Annotated in this window: 17 protein-coding genes; 15 read left to right on the plus strand and 2 right to left on the minus strand. The window is 71.6% G+C overall.

The window, feature by feature from the left end:
* The 7 genes from rsmD (at position 1) to mutM (ending at position 5,034) form a co-directional block, all read left to right on the plus strand.
* Positions 1 to 585, plus strand: coding sequence for a 16S rRNA (guanine(966)-N(2))-methyltransferase RsmD (gene rsmD / locus OG710_RS22425; RefSeq protein WP_111338449.1), 585 nt, complete (start codon positions 1 to 3; stop codon positions 583 to 585).
* A gap of 26 nt (positions 586 to 611) precedes the next feature.
* On the plus strand, positions 612 to 1,091 hold the full coding sequence (coaD, locus tag OG710_RS22430) for a pantetheine-phosphate adenylyltransferase (RefSeq protein WP_330242317.1): 480 nt from the start codon (positions 612 to 614) through the stop codon (positions 1,089 to 1,091).
* A 110-nt stretch (positions 1,092 to 1,201) separates the two neighbouring features.
* Positions 1,202 to 2,248 carry a cell division initiation protein gene (locus OG710_RS22435; RefSeq protein ID WP_330240910.1) on the plus strand — a complete coding sequence of 349 codons (1,047 nt, stop codon included), beginning with the start codon at positions 1,202 to 1,204 and terminating at the stop codon, positions 2,246 to 2,248.
* Between the two features lie 200 nt (positions 2,249 to 2,448).
* Positions 2,449 to 3,057, plus strand: coding sequence for a YceD family protein (locus OG710_RS22440; RefSeq protein ID WP_111339638.1), 609 nt, complete (start codon positions 2,449 to 2,451; stop codon positions 3,055 to 3,057).
* 2 nt (positions 3,058 to 3,059) lie between these two features.
* Positions 3,060 to 3,233 carry a 50S ribosomal protein L32 gene (rpmF, locus tag OG710_RS22445; protein ID WP_003965982.1) on the plus strand — a complete coding sequence of 58 codons (174 nt, stop codon included), beginning with the start codon at positions 3,060 to 3,062 and terminating at the stop codon, positions 3,231 to 3,233.
* A 19-nt stretch (positions 3,234 to 3,252) separates the two neighbouring features.
* Entirely contained in the window at positions 3,253 to 4,077 is an 825-nt protein-coding gene (gene rnc, locus OG710_RS22450; RefSeq protein ID WP_111338452.1) for a ribonuclease III, read from the plus strand.
* A gap of 102 nt (positions 4,078 to 4,179) precedes the next feature.
* Positions 4,180 to 5,034, plus strand: a complete 855-nt coding sequence (gene mutM, locus OG710_RS22455; RefSeq protein WP_330240911.1) for a bifunctional DNA-formamidopyrimidine glycosylase/DNA-(apurinic or apyrimidinic site) lyase — start codon at positions 4,180 to 4,182, stop codon at positions 5,032 to 5,034.
* A gap of 1 nt (position 5,035) precedes the next feature.
* Here the strand turns inward: mutM and OG710_RS22460 are convergent, their stop codons facing one another.
* Positions 5,036 to 6,079 (minus strand): CAP domain-containing protein, encoded by a 1,044-nt coding sequence (locus OG710_RS22460; RefSeq protein WP_330240912.1) that lies wholly within the window; start codon positions 6,077 to 6,079, stop codon positions 5,036 to 5,038.
* Positions 6,080 to 6,223: 144 nt separating this feature from the next.
* On the opposite strand from OG710_RS22460, the gene OG710_RS22465 reads away from it, so the two are divergent.
* The 5 genes from OG710_RS22465 to ftsY all read left to right on the plus strand — a co-directional run bounded on the left by OG710_RS22465 (position 6,224) and on the right by ftsY (position 13,795).
* Positions 6,224 to 6,505: an acylphosphatase gene (locus OG710_RS22465; RefSeq protein WP_111338455.1), complete on the plus strand. Its 282-nt coding sequence runs from the start codon at positions 6,224 to 6,226 to the stop codon at positions 6,503 to 6,505.
* A 437-nt stretch (positions 6,506 to 6,942) separates the two neighbouring features.
* A complete protein-coding gene (locus tag OG710_RS22470) occupies positions 6,943 to 7,152 on the plus strand; it encodes a hypothetical protein (RefSeq protein ID WP_239225823.1) in 210 nt (69 codons plus the stop codon).
* A gap of 299 nt (positions 7,153 to 7,451) precedes the next feature.
* Positions 7,452 to 11,024 carry a chromosome segregation protein SMC gene (gene smc, locus OG710_RS22475; RefSeq protein WP_330240913.1) on the plus strand — a complete coding sequence of 1,191 codons (3,573 nt, stop codon included), beginning with the start codon at positions 7,452 to 7,454 and terminating at the stop codon, positions 11,022 to 11,024.
* Positions 11,025 to 11,093: 69 nt separating this feature from the next.
* Positions 11,094 to 12,551: a sugar porter family MFS transporter gene (locus OG710_RS22480; protein WP_443064286.1), complete on the plus strand. Its 1,458-nt coding sequence runs from the start codon at positions 11,094 to 11,096 to the stop codon at positions 12,549 to 12,551.
* Positions 12,552 to 12,595: 44 nt separating this feature from the next.
* Positions 12,596 to 13,795, plus strand: coding sequence for a signal recognition particle-docking protein FtsY (gene ftsY, locus OG710_RS22485; RefSeq protein ID WP_330240915.1), 1,200 nt, complete (start codon positions 12,596 to 12,598; stop codon positions 13,793 to 13,795).
* 111 nt (positions 13,796 to 13,906) lie between these two features.
* Here ftsY and OG710_RS22490 read toward each other — a convergent pair whose 3' ends face one another.
* On the minus strand, positions 13,907 to 14,566 hold the full coding sequence (locus OG710_RS22490) for a bifunctional DNA primase/polymerase (protein WP_330240916.1): 660 nt from the start codon (positions 14,564 to 14,566) through the stop codon (positions 13,907 to 13,909).
* 360 nt (positions 14,567 to 14,926) lie between these two features.
* Here OG710_RS22490 and nsdA point away from each other — a divergent pair, with 360 nt between their 5' ends.
* The 3 genes from nsdA to OG710_RS22505 all read left to right on the plus strand — a co-directional run bounded on the left by nsdA (position 14,927) and on the right by OG710_RS22505 (position 18,340).
* Positions 14,927 to 16,399 (plus strand): transcriptional repressor NsdA, encoded by a 1,473-nt coding sequence (nsdA, locus tag OG710_RS22495; RefSeq protein ID WP_330240917.1) that lies wholly within the window; start codon positions 14,927 to 14,929, stop codon positions 16,397 to 16,399.
* A gap of 253 nt (positions 16,400 to 16,652) precedes the next feature.
* On the plus strand, positions 16,653 to 18,005 hold the full coding sequence (locus tag OG710_RS22500) for an ammonium transporter (RefSeq protein WP_330240918.1): 1,353 nt from the start codon (positions 16,653 to 16,655) through the stop codon (positions 18,003 to 18,005).
* Positions 18,002 to 18,340 (plus strand): P-II family nitrogen regulator, encoded by a 339-nt coding sequence (locus OG710_RS22505; RefSeq protein ID WP_330240919.1) that lies wholly within the window; start codon positions 18,002 to 18,004, stop codon positions 18,338 to 18,340. The genes OG710_RS22500 and OG710_RS22505 overlap by 4 nt, the downstream gene beginning before the upstream one ends.
* Positions 18,341 to 18,355: the final 15 nt, after the last annotated feature.

Raw genomic sequence — 18,355 nt, forward strand, 5'->3', positions numbered from 1 at the left:
ATGACCCGCGTGATCGCAGGCGTGGCCGGCGGACGCCGCCTGGCCGTCCCGCCCGGCACCGGCACCCGGCCCACATCCGACCGCGCGCGCGAGGGCCTGTTCTCCACCTGGCAGGCGCTCCTCGGCACCCTGGACGGCATCCGGATCGCCGACCTCTACGCCGGCTCCGGCGCCGTCGGCCTCGAAGCGCTCTCCCGCGGTGCCGCCCACGCCCTGCTCGTGGAGGCCGACGCCAAGGCCCTGCGCACCGTCCGGGACAACGCCCGCACCCTCGGCCTGCCCGGCGCCGAGGTCCGCGGCGGCAAAGCCGAACAGATCGTGACGGGCCCGGCGCCGGCCGCCCCGTACGACGTGGTCTTCCTCGACCCGCCGTACGCCGTCACCGACGACGATCTTGGCGAGATACTGCTCACACTCCGTGCCCAGGGGTGGCTCGCGGACGACGCGCTCGTCACCGTGGAACGCAGCACCAGGGGCGGAGAATTCAGCTGGCCCAAGGGTTTCGAGCCGTTGCGGGCCCGCCGCTACGGCGAGGGAACCCTTTGGTACGGTCGCGCCGCCGCTACGTGCGAAGACGCACGATGACCGGACCGGAGAGCGAGGAAATCAAGTTGCGCCGCGCCGTATGCCCCGGGTCCTTCGACCCCATCACCAACGGACATCTCGACATCATCGGCCGCGCCTCGAAGCTGTACGACGTCGTACACATCGCGGTGATGATCAACCAGTCCAAGAAGGGCCTCTTCACGGTCGACGAGCGGATCGACCTCATCCGCCAGGTCACCGCCGAGTTCGACAACGTCCGGGTCGAGTCCTTCCACGGCCTCCTCGTCGACTTCTGCAAGCAGCACGACATCCCGGCGATCGTGAAGGGCCTGCGGGCCGTCAGCGACTTCGACTACGAACTCCAGATGGCCCAGATGAACAACGGGCTCACCGGCGTCGAAACGCTCTTCGTGCCGACCAACCCGACCTACAGCTTCCTGTCGTCCTCGCTGGTCAAGGAGGTCGCGGCCTGGGGCGGCGACGTCTCGCACCTGCTGCCGCCGGTCGTCGGGGAGGCCCTCACCGCACGGCTCGCCGAGCGCTGAACCACTGACGGAACGTCAGGCGTACCGGCCGCGGGTGTCGGGCGGGAGCCGACTGGCCGTACAGTCGTCCCGTCCGTCTCCAACCGGCAGTAGAGAGTGGCGAGCACACGGTGGACGTGCAGAAGAAGCTCGACGAGATCGTCGCGACGGTCGGGAACGCCCGGTCCATGCCCATGTCGGCGTCCTGCGTGGTCAACCGCGCCGAACTGCTCGCGATGCTCGAAGAGGTGCGCGACGCCCTGCCCGGCTCGCTCGCCCAGGCCGCGGAGGTCATCGGCGGCCACGAGCAGCTCGTCGAACAGGCCCGCCAGGAGGCCGGCCGCATCATCGAGAACGCCCGCGCCGAGCGCACCGCCCTGATCGCCGGGACCGAGGTCGCCCGGCACTCCCAGGCGGAGGCCGACCGCATCCTCGCCGAGGCCCGCAAGGAGGCCGACGAGGTCCGGGCCGAGGCCGACGAGTACGTCGACAGCAAGCTCGCCAACTTCGAGGTCGTCCTCACCAAGACCATCGGCTCCGTCGACCGGGGCCGCGAGAAGCTGCTCGGACGGGGCCAGGGCTACGACGAGCAGGGCTACGAGGACCCCGACTTCGCCGAGGCCCCCGAGCGCAGCACCGACCCGGACACCCTGCGCAGCCGCGCCGACGCGTACGTGGACACCAAGCTGGGCGCCTTCGAGGCGGTGCTCGCCAAGACGCTGGAGGCGGTCGGCCGGGGCCGGCAGAAGCTGCACGGCCGGGTCGCCACCGACGAGCTGGGCGCGCACATCGCCGCCCAGGACGCGGCCGGTGACCAGGGCCACACCAGCGACGAGGACCACTGGGCCGGACTGGCCGAGGTCGCCGCCCCGCAGCCGCTCCCGATCCCGCACCAGCCCGAGCCGCAGTACGGCGCGCAGCCGGAGCCGCAGTACGACCGGGGCTACGGCTACCAGGACCAGCCCCAGCAGGACGTCTACGGCTACCAGCAGCAGCCCGACCCGTACGCCGCGTACCAGCAGCAGGGCTACGACGCCTGGCAGCAGCCGGTCCAGCCCCAGCAGCCCGCCCAGCAGTCCGCTCCGCAGCACGGCGAGGCCGCCCTGGACGAGACCAGCCTCTTCGACACCAGCATGATCGACCTGGACCAGCTGCGCCGCTACGAACAGGGCCGCTGACCCCTCACGGGGACCGTTCGGGCCCGGATTGGGAGCTGGGCGGTGTGTCCAGTATCCTGGCTCTTCGGTCGCGCGTATGTCCGCGATCCCGGCTGCCCGCTTCGACTCCGGACCGGTCGGTCCCTCCCACCACGCGTGACGCGTTCGATCCGAAAGCAGGAGAAGCCCTGAACGGCCACCTCGACCACCGAAACCCCCTCGTGTTCGACACACACGAGCTGGGCCGGCGTCCGGGTGCCATGAGGCGGCTGACCCGCACCGCGGACGCCCCCGCCGATCTCGGCATCGGCGGCGTCATCGGAGTGCCGGAAGGTGCCCCGGTGGAGCTGGACCTCCGCCTCGAATCCGTCATGGAGGGCGTGCTCGTCACCGGGACCGCCCGTGCGACGGTCGAGGGGGAGTGCGTAAGGTGTCTGGAGCCGCTGAACCGCGAGGTCGAGGCGGACTTCCAGGAGATGTTCTCGTACCCTGACGCCGACGACCGGAACCACGGCAAGCCCGCGGACCCGGCCGACGACGCCGAGGACGACGAGGACAGGCTTTTCCTCGAGGACGGCCTGTTCGACCTCGAACCGGTGCTGCGTGATGCGGTGGTGCTCGCACTGCCGATGCAGCCGGTGTGCAAGGAATCCTGTGCCGGTCTGTGCTCCGAGTGCGGGGTCAGGCTGGACGAGAATCCCGGCCACCATCACGATGCCGTCGACGCTCGTTGGGCGGCACTGCAAGGACTCGCCGAGACCATTCAGGACGGCGAGAAGGACAACATGGGCGGCGCCGCACCCGGCGTCGACAAGAAGCAGGAGAAGTAGCCGTGGCTGTTCCGAAGCGGAAGATGTCGCGCAGCAACACGCGCCACCGCCGGTCGCAGTGGAAGGCTGCGGTCCCCACCCTGGTTTCGTGCGAGCGCTGCCAGGAGCCGAAGCTGCAGCACATCGCGTGCCCCAGCTGCGGCACGTACAACAAGCGCCAGGTCCTCGAGGTCTGAGCGGCTGGTGAGAGGCCCGATGTCTGAGTTGTCCCACGCCAAGAAGCAGGCAGACAACGTCAACACAGCCTCGTCCCACACGCTTCTGGAAGGGCGGCTCGGGTACCAACTCGAGTCCGCCCTTCTGGTGCGTGCGCTGACCCACCGTTCGTACGCGTACGAGAACGGCGGTCTGCCCACCAACGAGCGGCTGGAGTTCCTCGGGGACTCCGTGCTCGGCCTGGTGGTCACGGACACGCTGTACCGCACCCACCCCGATCTGCCCGAAGGCCAGCTGGCCAAGCTTCGGGCCGCGGTGGTCAACTCGCGCGCACTGGCGGAAGTGGGCCGCGGCCTCGAACTCGGCTCCTTCATCCGGCTCGGCCGCGGTGAAGAGGGCACGGGCGGCCGGGACAAGGCGTCCATCCTCGCCGACACCCTGGAAGCGGTGATCGGCGCGGTCTATCTCGATCAGGGCCTGGACGCGGCGTCGGAGCTGGTGCACCGGCTCTTCGACCCGCTGATCGACAGGTCCTCGAACCTCGGTGCCGGCCTGGACTGGAAGACCAGCCTCCAGGAGCTGACCGCGAGCGAGAGCCTCGGAGTCCCCGAGTACCTCGTCACGGAAACCGGCCCGGACCACGAGAAGACCTTCACTGCTGCCGCCCGCGTCGGTGGTGTCTCGTACGGCACCGGCACCGGCCGTAGCAAGAAGGAAGCGGAGCAGCAGGCGGCCGAGTCCGCCTGGCGCGAGATCAGCGCCGCCGCGGAAGCACGGGAGGCCGCGGCGAATGCCGTTGCCGACGGAGGGGCCGCCGACACCCCTGCCGACCCCGCGCAGTCCACGGACGTCGCTCCGGCCTGACCTGCGGAGAACCCCCCGGCGCCACCGCGCGCCGGGGGGTTCTCCCTTTTCCCGTACGTCCTTCCCTCTTCCCCGTACGCCCTTCGTTCCAGGAGCCTTCCCGTGCCCGAACTGCCCGAGGTCGAAGTCGTCCGCCGAGGTCTGGAGCGCTGGGTCGCCGGACGGACCGCCGGTGAGGTCGAGGTGCTGCATCCGCGCGCGGTCCGCCGCCATCTCGCGGGCGGCGTGGACTTCGCGGCCCGGCTCACCGGGGCCCGGTTCGGAACGGCGATGCGGCGCGGCAAGTATCTGTGGGTGCCGCTGGACGGGGCGGCCGGCTCGCTCCTGGGCCACCTGGGCATGAGCGGCCAGCTCCTCGTACAGCCCGAGGGGGCGTCCGACGAGAAGCATCTGCGGATCAGAATCAGGTTCGCCGACGCCGTCGGCACCGAGCTGCGTTTCGTGGACCAGCGCACCTTCGGCGGGCTCTCGCTCCACGAGAACACCCCGGACGGGCTGCCCGACGTCATCGCGCACATTGCCCGCGACCCGCTGGACCCGGCTTTCGACGACGCCGCCTTCCACACCGCGCTGCGACTGCGCCGCACCACGATCAAGCGCGCCCTGCTCGACCAGTCGCTGATCAGCGGCGTCGGCAACATCTACGCGGACGAGGCGCTGTGGCGGTCCCGGCTGCACTACGACCGGCCGACCGCGACCCTCACCCGCCCCAAGTCGGCCGAGCTGCTGGGCCACGTCCGCGACGTGATGAACGCGGCCCTGGCCCAGGGCGGCACCAGCTTCGACAGCCTCTATGTGAACGTCAACGGCGAGTCGGGCTACTTCGACCGGTCGCTCGACGCCTACGGCCGCGAGGGCGAGCCCTGCCACCGCTGCGGTACGGCGATGGCACGGCGCCCCTGGATGAACCGGTCCAGCTACTACTGCCCCCGCTGCCAGCGCCCGCCGCGGACATGACTCAGAAGCCGAAGTCCTGGGTCCACCAGGGGCCGCCGGCGCCGAAGTGGACGCCGACGCCGAGCGTCTTGTAATCGCAATTGAGAATGTTTGCCCGGTGACCGTCGCTGTTCATCCAGGCATCCATCACGGCCTGCGCGTCGGTCTGGCCGCGGGCGATGTTCTCGCCCCCGAGCCCCGATATGCCGGCCGCCGCGGCCCGGTCCCAGGGGGTCCTGCCGTCCGGGTCGGTGTGGCCGAAGAAGCCACGCGCGGCCATGTCGTCGCTGAAGCGCTGGGCCAGCGAGGCCAGGGACGAGCTCGCCGTCACCGGGCTGCATCCGACCTTGCCGCGCTCCTCGTTGACGAGGGCCAGGATGGCCGCCCGGGCGGAGGTGGCGGTGGCGGTCGGTGTGCTGCTCTTCGACGGGGCCGGGGCCGAGGACTTCGGGGCGGCGGGCGCCGTGCTCCGGGTGACCGCGGTGGCCGGGGCCTTCGCGGCGGTGGAGGAGGAGGGCCGGGCCGACTCCTTCTTCCCGGACGCGGCCTTCTCCCCGCCGGTGGCCTTCTTCCCGCCGGTGGTCTTCTTCCCGGAGGCGGCCTTCTTTCCGGCCGCGGTCTTCGAGGGACCGGCCGAAGCGGAATGCGAATCGGAGGCCGGGCGGGAGGCGCTGGGCGAGGCCGGCTTCGACGAGTCCGGCGAGGCAGAACCCGACTTCTTGGGCGCGGAGGCGCGGTCGGTGCTTCGGCTGGCCGGGGCCGAAGCGGAAGCACGATCGCTGGGCGATGCGGTGACGCCGCCCTGGGTGAGCAGATCCGGCGCGGCCTGCGAACGCACCTGGTCGGCGGTCGGACCACCGCTCACGGTGTGGCCGTCGCCGCCGGGCAGCAGACCCGAGGCCACGGCGACCGCTCCGACGGCCAGGGCCGTCGAGACACCTATCAGCCCGGTGCGCACGGGGAGCGCCGACCGCTTCCTGCGACCCGCCGCCGCGTTCCGGCCCGCGGCCCCCTCGGCCTGTTCCCCAGCGGCGGGAGCTGCGCCGCCGCGTCGATGGCGTCCCATCTGCTGTGCCCTTCTGACGACCTGGACGTCGTTTTCGACGCCACCACGCTCACCCGTACGAGTGAGGCTTGTGCGAGGGGACTGTACGCCATGGGGATTCGCCGGGAAGTGCTCCGCGAGCAATTCGACGGATAGCGTTCGGGCATGAACGAAGATGTACGACTCACCGCTTGGGTACGCGGCCGAGTACAGCAAGTAGGGTTCCGCTGGTTCACCAGGGCAAACGCTTTGGAGATCGGCGGCCTCACCGGTTTCGCCCTCAATCTCGACGACGGCCGGGTACAGGTCGTGGCGGAGGGCCGGCGTGAGAATTGCCACCGTCTCCTGGACTGGCTGCGCTCCGACGACACACCCGGCCGCGTGGACGGTGTCACTGAGATATGGGACACGCCGCGCGGGGGATACGACGGATTCGCGATCCGCTGAGAGCCCCCGGAATCCGGCTGCGGAAAGGGTCCGTGTTCGGCCCGTGTTCGATGCGCGGCGCGGGGTGACGGCACGGGCCCCCGCCGCGCCCGCACCCGAAATGACCTGCGGAATGTTCGGATGGTTGCCAAGATTCGACCGGCGTGTCAGGCTGCCGCCCAACGGATGATCTCCCCGCCCGCGAGGGCCCCGTGGAGGAGTCGCACCACATGATCGTCGAGCCGTGTGCCCCAGGGGCGCCCGGCTCCGCAGGGTGTGATCGTGTTGACCGTCAAACTTTTTGGTGAGACTCTGAAAACCCCGCGCACCTTAGCTGTTCGGTAGAGCTGGTAGGCAGCAGAACAGCAGTGACACAGAGCACTGCCGAGCACCGCGGGTGCGATCCCTCACGACCCACACCGCATCGGTCGGTCACTCATTGTGGAGGACCATCCATCATGGCAAAGGCGCTTCTCGGTTACGTCGGCGGTTCCGACCCGCGACTCCTCGCCGAGATGCGACGGCTTCAGCAGCGCGTCCAGGACCTCGAATCCGAGCTCGTCCGGATTCAGCAGGAGAACGACGCGCTCAACGCCGCCGCCCAGCACCAGTCGCTGCTCGACAGCATGGACATCGACGTACCCCAGGCGGAGCCGGCGCTCACCTGACCGGGCTCGCCGAGTGACCGGGCCCACCGAGTCCGGCCGGGCCCGTCGATCCCGTAACGCACCGTCGATCCAGTAACGCACGCCGCACGCAAGACGCATGCCGCGCGACCGGGCATGTGTGCGGCGACCACTGGCCCATGGAATCACAGGGGACGCTTCGGCGTCCCTTCTTTCTTTTCTCCCCGCCCCTCGTACCGCCCCGCGCAGCTCCCGCCCGGACTTACACCCCTTCCCTTACCGTCTGATGTGCCCTGCACCTTCATCGGTGAAACCGAGAGCGAAAGGTAGAGTCCGGCGGCGTGCACCTCAAGGCCCTGACCCTGCGCGGTTTCAAGTCGTTCGCCTCCGCCACGACCCTGCGTTTCGAACCCGGAATCACCTGCGTCGTCGGGCCCAACGGGTCGGGTAAATCCAATGTGGTGGACGCGCTCTCCTGGGTCATGGGGGAACAGGGCGCGAAATCCCTGCGCGGCGGCAAGATGGAGGACGTGATCTTCGCCGGGACCACCGGCCGGCCACCGCTGGGCCGCGCCGAGGTCTCGCTGACGATCGACAATTCCGACGGCGCCCTGCCCATCGAGTACGCCGAAGTCACCATTACGCGGATCATGTTCCGCAACGGCGGCAGCGAATACCAGATCAACGGCGACACCTGCCGCCTCCTCGACATCCAGGAACTCCTTTCCGACTCCGGCATCGGCCGCGAGATGCACGTCATCGTCGGACAGGGCCAGCTCGACTCCGTCCTGCACGCCGACCCGATGGGACGCCGCGCCTTCATCGAGGAGGCGGCCGGCGTCCTCAAGCACCGCAAGCGCAAGGAGAAGGCGCTGCGGAAGCTGGACGCGATGGGCGCCAACCTCGCCAGGGTCCAGGACCTCACCGACGAACTGCGCCGCCAGCTCAAGCCGCTCGGCCGGCAGGCCGCCGTGGCCCGCCGGGCCGCCGTCATCCAGGCCGACCTGCGCGACGCCCGGCTGCGCCTCCTCGCCGACGACCTGGTCGCCCTGCGCACCGCCCTGCGGAGCGAGATCGCCGACGAGGCCGCGCTCAAGCGGCGCCGGGAGGCCGCCGAGACGGAACTCGGAGCCGCCCTCGCCCACGAGGCCGGACTGGAGGACCAGGTGCGCCGGCTCGCCCCCCGGCTCCAGCGCGCCCAGCAGACCTGGTACGAGCTCTCGCAGCTGGCCGAACGGGTGCGCGGCACGATCTCGCTGGCCGACGCCCGGGTCAAGAGCGCCACCGCCCCGCCCGAGGAGGAGCGCCGCGGCCGCGACCCCGAGGACCTGGAACGCGAGGCCGCCCGCATCCGCGAGCAGGAGGCCGAGCTGACCGCCGCCCTGGAGGCCGCCGAACACGCCCTGGACGACACCGCCGCCCACCGCCAGGAGCTGGAGAACGCGCTGGCGGCCGAGGAACGCCGGCTCAAGGACGCCGCCCGCGCGCTCGCCGACCGCCGCGAGGGCCTCGCCCGGCTCAACGGCCAGGTCAACGCCGCCCGCAGCCGCGCCGGTTCGGCCCAGGCGGAGATCGACCGCCTGTCCGCCTCGCGCGACGAGGCGCGGGAGCGGGCCGTCACCGCCCAGGAGGAGTACGAGCAGCTGAAGGCCGAGGTCGACGGCATGGACGCCGGCGACACCGAACTCGGCGAACGGCACGAGGCGGCCCGGCGCGAGCTGAAGGAGGCCGAGGCGGAGCTCTCCCGCGCCCGCGAGGAGGCCACCGCCGCCGAACGGCAGCGCGCCGCCGTCGCCGCCCGGCACGACGCGCTCGCCCTCGGGCTGCGGCGCAAGGACGGCACGGGGGCGCTGCTCGGGGCCCGCGACCGGCTCAGGGGACTGCTGGGCCCGGCCGCCGAACTGCTGACGGTGGCGCCGGGCCACGAGGTCGCGGTGGCGGCGGCACTGGGCGCCGCGGCGGACGCGGTCGCGGTGACCGACCCGGCCACGGCGGCCGAGGCGATCCGGCTGCTGCGCAAACAGGACGCCGGCCGCGCCTCCCTGCTTCTCGGCGGGGTGCGCCGGGCCGATGACGGCGCACCCCGGCCCGTGGCACCGGCCGGCACCCCCGCCGTCGCCGAACTGGTCGGCGGCCCCGCCGAACTGCTGGCCGCCGTCCACCGGCTCGTCCGGGACATGGTGGTCGTGCCCACCCTGGAGGACGCCGAGGACCTGATCGCCGCCCACCCCGGACTGACCGCGGTCACCGCCGAGGGCGACCTGCTCTCCGCCCACTTCGCGCACGGCGGGTCCGCCGGAGCGCCCAGCCTGCTGGAGGTCCGGGCGTCCGTGGACGAGGCGGCCGCCGAGCTGTCCGGCCTGGCCGTGCGGTGCGCCGAACTGGCCGAGGCACAGCGGATCGCGGCCGGGCGGCGGACTGCGGCGGCGGCGCTCGTCGAGGAGTTGGGGGAGCGCAGGAGGGCCGCCGAGCGGGAGCGGTCCGGGGTGGCCCAGCAGCTCGGACGGCTGGCCGGCCAGGCACGGGGCGCCGCCGGTGAGGCCGAGCGCATGGACGCGTCGGCCGCCCGCGCCCAGGAGGCCCTGGAGCACGCCACCGAAGAGGCCGAGGAGCTGGCCGAACGGCTGCTCGTGGCCGAGGAGGCGGCCGGGGACGGCGCCGACGACGAACCGGACACCGCCGTGCGCGACCGGCTCGCGGCCGACGGGGCCAACGCCCGCCAGACCGAGATGGAGGCCCGCCTCCAGGTCCGTACCCATGAGGAGCGCGTCAAGGCGCTCGCCGGGCGTGCCGACTCGCTGGACCGGGCCGCGCGTGCCGAGCGCGAGGCGCGGGCACGGGCCGAGCGGCGCCGCGCCCGGTTGCGGCACGAGGCGGAGGTGGCCGCGGCGGTGGCGTCGGGCGCCCGCCAGTTGCTGGCCCATGTCGAGGTGTCCGTCGTACGGGCGGAGCGGGAGCGGGCGGCGGCCGAGGCGTCGAAGGGCGAGCGGGAACGGGAGCTGGCGGCCGAGCGGCTGCGGGGCCGGGATCTCAAGGCGGAGCTGGACAAGCTGACGGACTCGGTGCACCGGGGCGAGGTGCTCGGGGCCGAGAAGCGGCTGCGGATGGAGCAGTTGGAGGCGAAGGCGCTGGAGGAGCTGGGCGTCGAACCGGCCGGGCTGGTCGCGGAGTACGGGCCGGAGCAGCCGGTGCCGCCGTCCCCGCCCGCCGAGGGCGAGGAACTGCCCGAGGACCCGGAGCATCCGCGCAACCGGCCGCGGCCGTTCGTGCGGGCCGAGCAGGAGAAGCGGCTCAGGTCGGCCGAACGGGCGTATCAGCAACTCGGGAAGGTGAATCCCCTCGCCCTGGAGGAGTTCGCGGCCCTGGAGGAGCGGCACCAGTTCCTCTCCGAGCAGCTGGAGGACCTGAAGAAGACGCGCGCCGATCTCCTCCAGGTCGTCAAGGAGGTGGACGAGCGGGTCGAGCAGGTCTTCACCGAGGCGTACCGGGACACGGCACGCGAGTTCGAGGGCGTCTTCTCACGGCTGTTCCCCGGTGGTGAGGGGCGGCTGATCCTGACCGACCCCGACCACATGCTCACCACCGGTGTGGACGTGGAGGCCCGGCCGCCGGGCAAGAAGGTCAAGCGACTCTCCCTGCTGTCCGGTGGCGAGCGGTCGCTGACGGCGGTGGCGCTGCTGGTCTCCATCTTCAAGGCGAGGCCGAGCCCGTTCTATGTGATGGACGAGGTCGAGGCGGCGCTCGACGACACCAACCTCCAGCGGCTGATCCGGATCATGGAGGAGCTCCAGGAGAGCTCGCAGCTCATCGTGATCACCCATCAGAAGCGGACGATGGAGGTCGCCGACGCGCTGTACGGGGTGTCGATGCAGGGGGACGGCGTCTCGAAGGTGATCAGCCAGCGTCTTCGCTGAGGGCCGGGGTAGCCGAGTGGTGGCGGGGCCGAAGATGTGCGCCACTTGAGAGCAGTTCACCCATGTCCGATGCCGCGGCGCCCGGCCCCAGGGAGGTCTTACGTGAGCAGTGCACCGCAAGGACCTGAACCGGGTTCCGGGGCCCGTACGGCCCATCCGGACCACCTCGGTCATGTCATCTTCATCACCGCGGCCGCCGCCATGGGCGGCTTTCTGTTCGGCTACGACAGCTCCGTGATCAACGGCGCTGTCGAGGCGATCCGGCACCGCTACGACATCGGCTCCGGCACCCTTGCCCAGGTGATCGCCATCGCCCTGATCGGCTGCGCGATCGGGGCCGCCACGGCCGGCCGGATCGCCGACCGCATCGGGCGTATCCGCTGCATGCAGATCGCCGCCGTCCTGTTCACCATCAGCGCCGTGGGCTCCGCGCTCCCGTTCGCGCTCTGGGACCTGGCGATGTGGCGCATCATCGGCGGCTTCGCGATCGGCATGGCCTCGGTGATCGGCCCGGCCTACATCGCCGAGGTCTCGCCGCCCGCCTACCGGGGCCGGCTCGGCTCCTTCCAGCAGGCCGCGATCGTCATCGGCATCGCCATCTCCCAGCTCGTCAACTACGGCATCCTGCAGATCGCGGACGGCGACCAGCGCGGGAAGATCGGCGGGCTGGAGGCCTGGCAGTGGATGCTCGGCGTGATGGTGGTGCCCGCCGTCCTCTACGGGCTGCTCTCCTTCGCGATTCCGGAGTCCCCGCGCTTCCTGCTCTCGGTGGGCAAGCGGGACCGGGCCCGGAAGATCCTCGAAGAGGTCGAGGGCACGGGCGTCGACCTCGACGCGCGGGTGGCGGAGATCGAGACCGCGATGCGCCGCGAGCACAAGTCCACCTTCAAGGATTTGCTCGGCAGCCGTTTCGGCTTCCTTCCCATCGTCTGGGTCGGCATCGGCCTCTCGGTGTTCCAGCAGCTCGTCGGCATCAACGTGGCGTTCTACTACTCGGCGACGCTCTGGCAGTCCGTGGGCATCGACCCGACCGACTCGTTCTTCTGGTCGTTCACCACGTCGATCGTCAACATCATCGGTACGGTCATCGCGATGATCCTGGTGGACCGGGTCGGCCGCCGCCCGCTCGCCCTCGTCGGCTCCTGCGGCATGGCGGTCGCGCTGGCCTTCGAGGCGTGGGCCTTCTCCGCCGATCTGGTGGACGGCAAGCTGCCGACCGCACAGGGCGCGGTCGCGCTGGTCGCCGCCCATGTGTTCGTGCTCTTCTTCGCCCTGTCGTGGGGTGTCGTGGTCTGGGTCTTCCTCGGCGAGATGTTCCCCAACCGCATCCGGGCCGCCGCGCTCGGCGTCGCCGCCTCCGCACAGTGGATCGCCAACTGGGCGATCACCGCGAGCTTCCCGAGCCTCGCCGACTGGAACCTGTCGGGCACGTACATCATCTACGCCTGCTTCGCCACGCTCTCGATCCCGTTCGTCCTGAAGTTCGTGAAGGAGACGAAGGGCAAGGCGCTGGAGGAGATGGGCTGACCGTTCCCCGCTTGCCGGAGCGGGTGACCGATACTGGGTGGGTTATGGAATTCGTCATCCTTGCTGTAGTCATCGCCCTGGTCGCGGTCGGCGTGATCAGCGGGCTCGTGGTCAGCAGCCGCAAGAAGAAGCAGCTGCCCCCGACGCCGTCGAGCACGCCGACCCTCACACCTCCCGCCGAGCCCCGTGCCGGTGAGGAGACCGAAGAGCCGCGCGAGGAATCGCGCCGCACCGCCGAGGACGTCTCGGCCCCGCCCGCCGAGGCCGCGCCGCAGCCCGTGGAGCCGGAGGCGCCCGCCGCCCCCGCGCTCGACGTCCCCGAGCCCACCGCGGGCCGGCTCGTCCGGCTCCGGGCCCGCCTCGCCCGCTCGCAGAACACCCTCGGCAAGGGGCTCCTCACCCTCCTGTCCCGGGACAACCTGGACGAGGACACCTGGGAGGAGATCGAGGACACCCTCCTGACCGCCGACGTCGGCGTCGCCCCCACCCAGGAGCTGGTCGAGCGCCTCCGCGAGCGCGTCCGGGTGCTCGGCACCCGCACCCCCGAGGAGCTGCGCGCCCTGCTGCGCGAGGAGCTGCTCACCCAGCTCGGCACCGACCTCGACCGCGCCGTGCAGACGGAGGGCGGGCTGGAGACCCCCGGCGTCGTGATGGTCGTCGGGGTCAACGGCACCGGCAAGACCACCACCACCGGCAAGCTGGCCCGCGTGCTCGTCGCGGACGGCCGCAGCGTCGTGCTCGGCGCGGCCGACACCTTCCGCGCCGCCGCCGCCGACCAGCTCCAGACCTGGGGCGAGCGCGTCGGCGCCCGCACCGTACGCGGCCCCGAGGGCGGCGACCCGGCGTCCATCGCCTTCGACGCCGTCAAGGAGGGCATCGCCGAGGGCGCCGACGTGGTGCTCATCGACACCGCCGGCCGGCTGCACACCAAGACCGGCCTGATGGACGAGCTGGGCAAGGTCAAGCGGGTCGTCGAGAAGCACGGCCCGCTCGACGAGGTCCTGCTCGTCCTGGACGCCACGACCGGCCAGAACGGCCTGGTGCAGGCGCGGGTCTTCGCCGAGGTCGTGGACATCACCGGCATCGTCCTGACCAAGCTCGACGGCACCGCCAAGGGCGGCATCGTGATCGCCGTCCAGCGCGAGCTGGGCGTCCCGGTCAAGCTCGTCGGACTCGGCGAGGGTCCGGACGACCTCGCCCCGTTCGAGCCGGAGGCGTTCGTGGACGCCCTGATCGGGGACTGACCCCTTCCGGCACAGCCACCCGTGGGCCCGGCCGCATGGCCGGGCCCACGGCCGTTCCGAAACCGGTACGGGACCGCCCTCGGGGGCGCCGGAACGGGGCCGGTACGCGGCTCAGCCGAGCGGCGCCGCCCAGCGGTGGCACAGATACGCCAGGGTGCCGAGGAGCAGCCGCGCCTCGGGCGGAGCCGCCCCGTCCAGACCGGGCGGCCGCAGCCAGCGCACCGGGCCGTGCCCGCCGCAGTCGGAGGGCGGCGCGGTGATGTGGCTGCCGCGCCCGAGCGCCCGCAGATCCAGCCCCGCGTCGTCCCAGCCCATCCGGTACAGCAGCCCCGGCAGCTCGTCGGCGGCACCCGGCGCGACGAAGAACTGCGCCCGGCCCCGCGGGGTCACCGCGACCGGGCCCAGCGGCAGCCCCATCCGCTCCATCCGCACCAGGGCCCGGCGCCCGGCCGCCTCCGCCACGTCCAGCACGTCGAACGAGCGGCCCGCGGGGAGCAGCACCGCGGCGCCCGGCACCTCGGCCCAGGCGCGCGCCACCGCGTCGAGCGTGGCCCCGGCCGGCACCTCCCGCGCGAAGCCCAGCGGATGCGCGCCCGGAGCGGGGCAGCCGCCGTCCCCGCAGGAGCAGACGCCGCCCGAGACGCGGGCGCCCGGCACGACGGCCCAGCCCCACAGCCCGGTGTACTCCGCCACCTCCGTGATCCCGGTGGTGGCACGGGCACGCCGCCGCGCACCGGTACGCAGTTCGCGGATGCCGATCGTGAAGCCCATGCCCCCTCCAACGGGTCCGGCTCGCCGGTGGTTACGAAGCGGAGCGTGCGACCGCCCGCGCGCCCCCGGACGCTTCCTCGCGCCCGTACCGATCGCCCGGTCCAGTGAATCGCGACCCGCGCCGGTGGCGTTCAATCGAAGGGGTGGCGAATGGTGGCGATTGCGCAAAGGGCCTCGCGGAGCCGGTGATCGTAGGATTACCGTCGGTACACGAACCATGGAAGTATGTGCGCCCACGGGTATGCCGCAGGCATCCCGATTTTCTGTTCGATCGGGCGCAACGCCCGTACGGGAAACATGAGTTCGCGGCGTTCTGACAGTGCTTCGCGCGACAGGATTCGGCGGGATGGGGGCGTTCCAGTGAGTGGCAGCGGCGCAGGCGAGACGAATGCCGGCAAGCGCCCGAACGAGCAATTGGGCTCGTGGTTCGTGCGCAGCGGCTGGTCGAAGGGCGAGCTGGCGCGACAGGTGAACCGGCGGGCGCGCCAGATGGGCGCCCACCACGTCAGCACCGACACCTCCCGCGTACGGCGCTGGCTCGACGGCGAGCAGCCGCGCGAGCCCATCCCGCGCATCCTGTCCGAGCTGTTCTCCGAGCGCTTCGGCAGCGTCGTCGCCGTCGAGGACCTCGGCCTGCGCACCCCGCACCAGGCACCCTCCGTAGCCGGGGTGGACCTGCCCTGGGCGGGTCCGCAGACCGTCGCCCTGCTCAGCGAGTTCTCCCGCAGCGATCTGATGCTCGCCCGGCGCGGCTTCCTCGGCAGCTCCCTCGCCCTCGCCGCCGGACCCGCCCTCATCGAGCCCATGCAGCGCTGGCTGGTGCCCGTCGTGGCCGCCCCCGCCGCCGAACCGGAACCCGCCGCGTCCCGCCGCCCCTCCAGGCTCTCCGGCCCCGAACTGGACCTGCTGGAATCCACCACCGCGATGTTCCGCCAGTGGGACGCGCAGTGCGGCGGCGGACTGCGCCGCAAGGCCGTCGTCGGCCAGCTCCACGAGGTCACCGACCTGCTCCAGGAGCCGCAGCCGGCCGCCACCTCCAAGCGCCTGTTCCGCTGCGCCGCCGAACTGGCCGAGCTGGCGGGCTGGATGAGCTACGACGTGGGCCTCCAGCCCACCGCCCAGAAGTACTTCGTGCTCGCGCTGCACGCCGCCAAGGAGGCCGGCGACAAGCCGCTCGGCTCGTACGTGCTGTCCAGCATGAGCCGCCAGATGATCCACCTCGGCCGCCCGGACGACGCCCTGGAGCTGATCCACCTCGCCCAGTACGGCAGCCGCGACTGCGCGACCGCGCGCACCCAGGCCATGCTGTACGCGATGGAAGCCCGCGCCTACGCCAACATGGGCCAGCCCAGCAAGTGCAAGCGGGCGGTCCGGATGGCCGAGGACACCTTCCTGGACGCCGGGGTCGACGGCGAGCCCGAGCCCGACTGGATCCGCTTCTTCTCCGAGGCGGAGCTGAACGGCGAGAACAGCCACTCGTACCGGGACCTCGCCTACGTGGCGGGCCGCAGCCCCACGTACGCCTCGCTCGCCGAGCCCGTCATGCGGCGGGCCGTCCAGCTCTTCGGCGAGGACGACGAGCACCAGCGCTCCTACGCCCTCAACCTCATCGGCCTCGCCACCGTGCATCTGCTCAAGGGCGAGCCCGAGGAGTGCACGGTGCCGGCCGAGCAGGCGCTGCGCGTCGCCAAGAAGGTCCGCTCCGAGCGCGTCAACACCCGGCTGCGCAAGACCGTGGACACCGCCGCCCGCGACTACGGGGACGTCCCCGAGGTCGCCCGGCTCACCGAACTCCTCATCGAGCAACTGCCCGAAACCGTGGAAGCCGTCTGACCCGGCCACCACGGGCCCCGTATACCCCGGCCACGACGATCACCCAGCACAGACCGACTTCGGCTCCCCCCATTGCCAGGTCACCGGGTGATCGCCGTGGCCGGTCCCCGTGGACGCGCCACCCGCGCTTCATGGGGACGTAACACGTCGCTCCCCTTCGTCACTGCGGCGAAACATCACGGCGCACCGGCCGAAACGGCACCGCGCGACTCTCGTCACCCAGCCGCACCGCACCGACGACGAGGAGACGCCGATGCCCCCAGGCATCACGACACTTGCCGCAGACGCCCCGACGCTGTCCGCCGCCAACACGGGCTTCATGCTCATCTGCTCAGCCCTGGTGATGCTCATGACCCCGGCCCTCGCCTTCTTCTACGGAGGCATGGTCCGCGTCAAGAGCACCCTCAACATGCTGATGATGAGCTTCATCGGCCTCGGGATCGTCTCGGTCCTGTGGGTGCTCTACGGGTTCAGCCTCGCCTTCGGCACCGACACCGGCTCCGTCATCGGCTGGAGCCCGGACTTCGTCGGCCTCAGCGGGATCGGCGTCACCGAACTCTGGGACGGCTACACCATCCCGGTCTACGTCTTCGCCGTGTTCCAGCTGATGTTCGCCGTCCTCACCCCCGCCCTGATCAGCGGCGCCCTCGCCGACCGGGTCAAGTTCACCTCCTGGGCCCTGTTCATCACGCTGTGGGTCACCGTCGTCTACTTCCCGGTCGCCCACTGGGTCTGGGGCGCCGGCGGCTGGCTGTACGAGATGGGCGTCATCGACTTCGCCGGCGGCACCGCCGTCCACATCAACGCCGGAGCCGCCGGACTCGGCGTGATCCTGGTCATCGGCAAGCGCGTCGGCTTCAGGAAGGACCCGATGCGCCCGCACAGCCTGCCGCTGGTCATGCTCGGCGCCGGACTGCTCTGGTTCGGCTGGTTCGGCTTCAACGCCGGCTCCTGGCTCGGCAACGACGACGGCGTCGGCGCGGTGATGTTCGTCAACACCCAGGTCGCCACCGGCGCCGCGATGCTCGCCTGGCTCGGCTACGAGAAGCTCCGCCACGGCTCCTTCACCACCCTGGGCGCCGCCTCCGGAGCCGTCGCGGGACTCGTCGCCATCACCCCGGCGGGCGGCGCCGTCAGCCCGCTCGGTGCCATCGCGGTCGGCGCCATCGCCGGAGTGCTCTGCGCCATGGCAGTCGGCCTCAAGTACCGGTTCGGCTACGACGACTCCCTCGACGTCGTCGGCGTCCACCTCGTCGGCGGCGTCATCGGCTCCCTGCTCGTCGGCCTCTTCGCCACCGGCGGCGTCCAGTCCGACGCCAAGGGCCTCCTCTACGGCGGCGGGTTCGACCAGCTCGGCAAGCAGGCCGTCGGCGTCCTCGCGGTCCTCGCGTACTCCCTCGTCGTCTCCGCCCTCCTCGCCCTCGCCGTCGACAGGACCATCGGGATGCGGGTCGCCGAGGACGACGAGGTCTCCGGCATCGACCAGGTCGAACACGCCGAGACCGCGTACGACTTCAGCGGCGCGGGCGGCGGAGCCGCCCCCCGGACCGGCGGCCGCACCCCGGCCGCACCCGCCGCCCAGGCCAACAAGAAGGTGGACGCATGAAGCTCATCACCGCAGTCGTGAAGCCCCACCGCCTCGACGAGATCAAAGAGGCCCTCCAGGCCTTCGGCGTCCAGGGCCTCACCGTCACCGAGGCCAGCGGCTACGGCCGCCAGCGCGGCCACACCGAGGTCTACCGGGGCGCCGAGTACACCGTCGACCTCGTCCCCAAGATCCGCGTCGAGGTCCTGGTCGAGGACGAGGACGCCGAACAGCTCATCGACGTCGTCGTCGAGGCCGCCCGCACCGGCAAGATCGGCGACGGCAAGGTCTGGAGCGTCCCCGTCGAGACCGCCGTCAGGGTCCGTACGGGCGAACGCGGCCCGGACGCCCTCTGAACGGACACCACGATC

Source organism: Streptomyces sp. NBC_00525 (genome assembly GCF_036346595.1).
Taxonomy (GTDB): Bacteria; Actinomycetota; Actinomycetes; order Streptomycetales; family Streptomycetaceae; genus Streptomyces.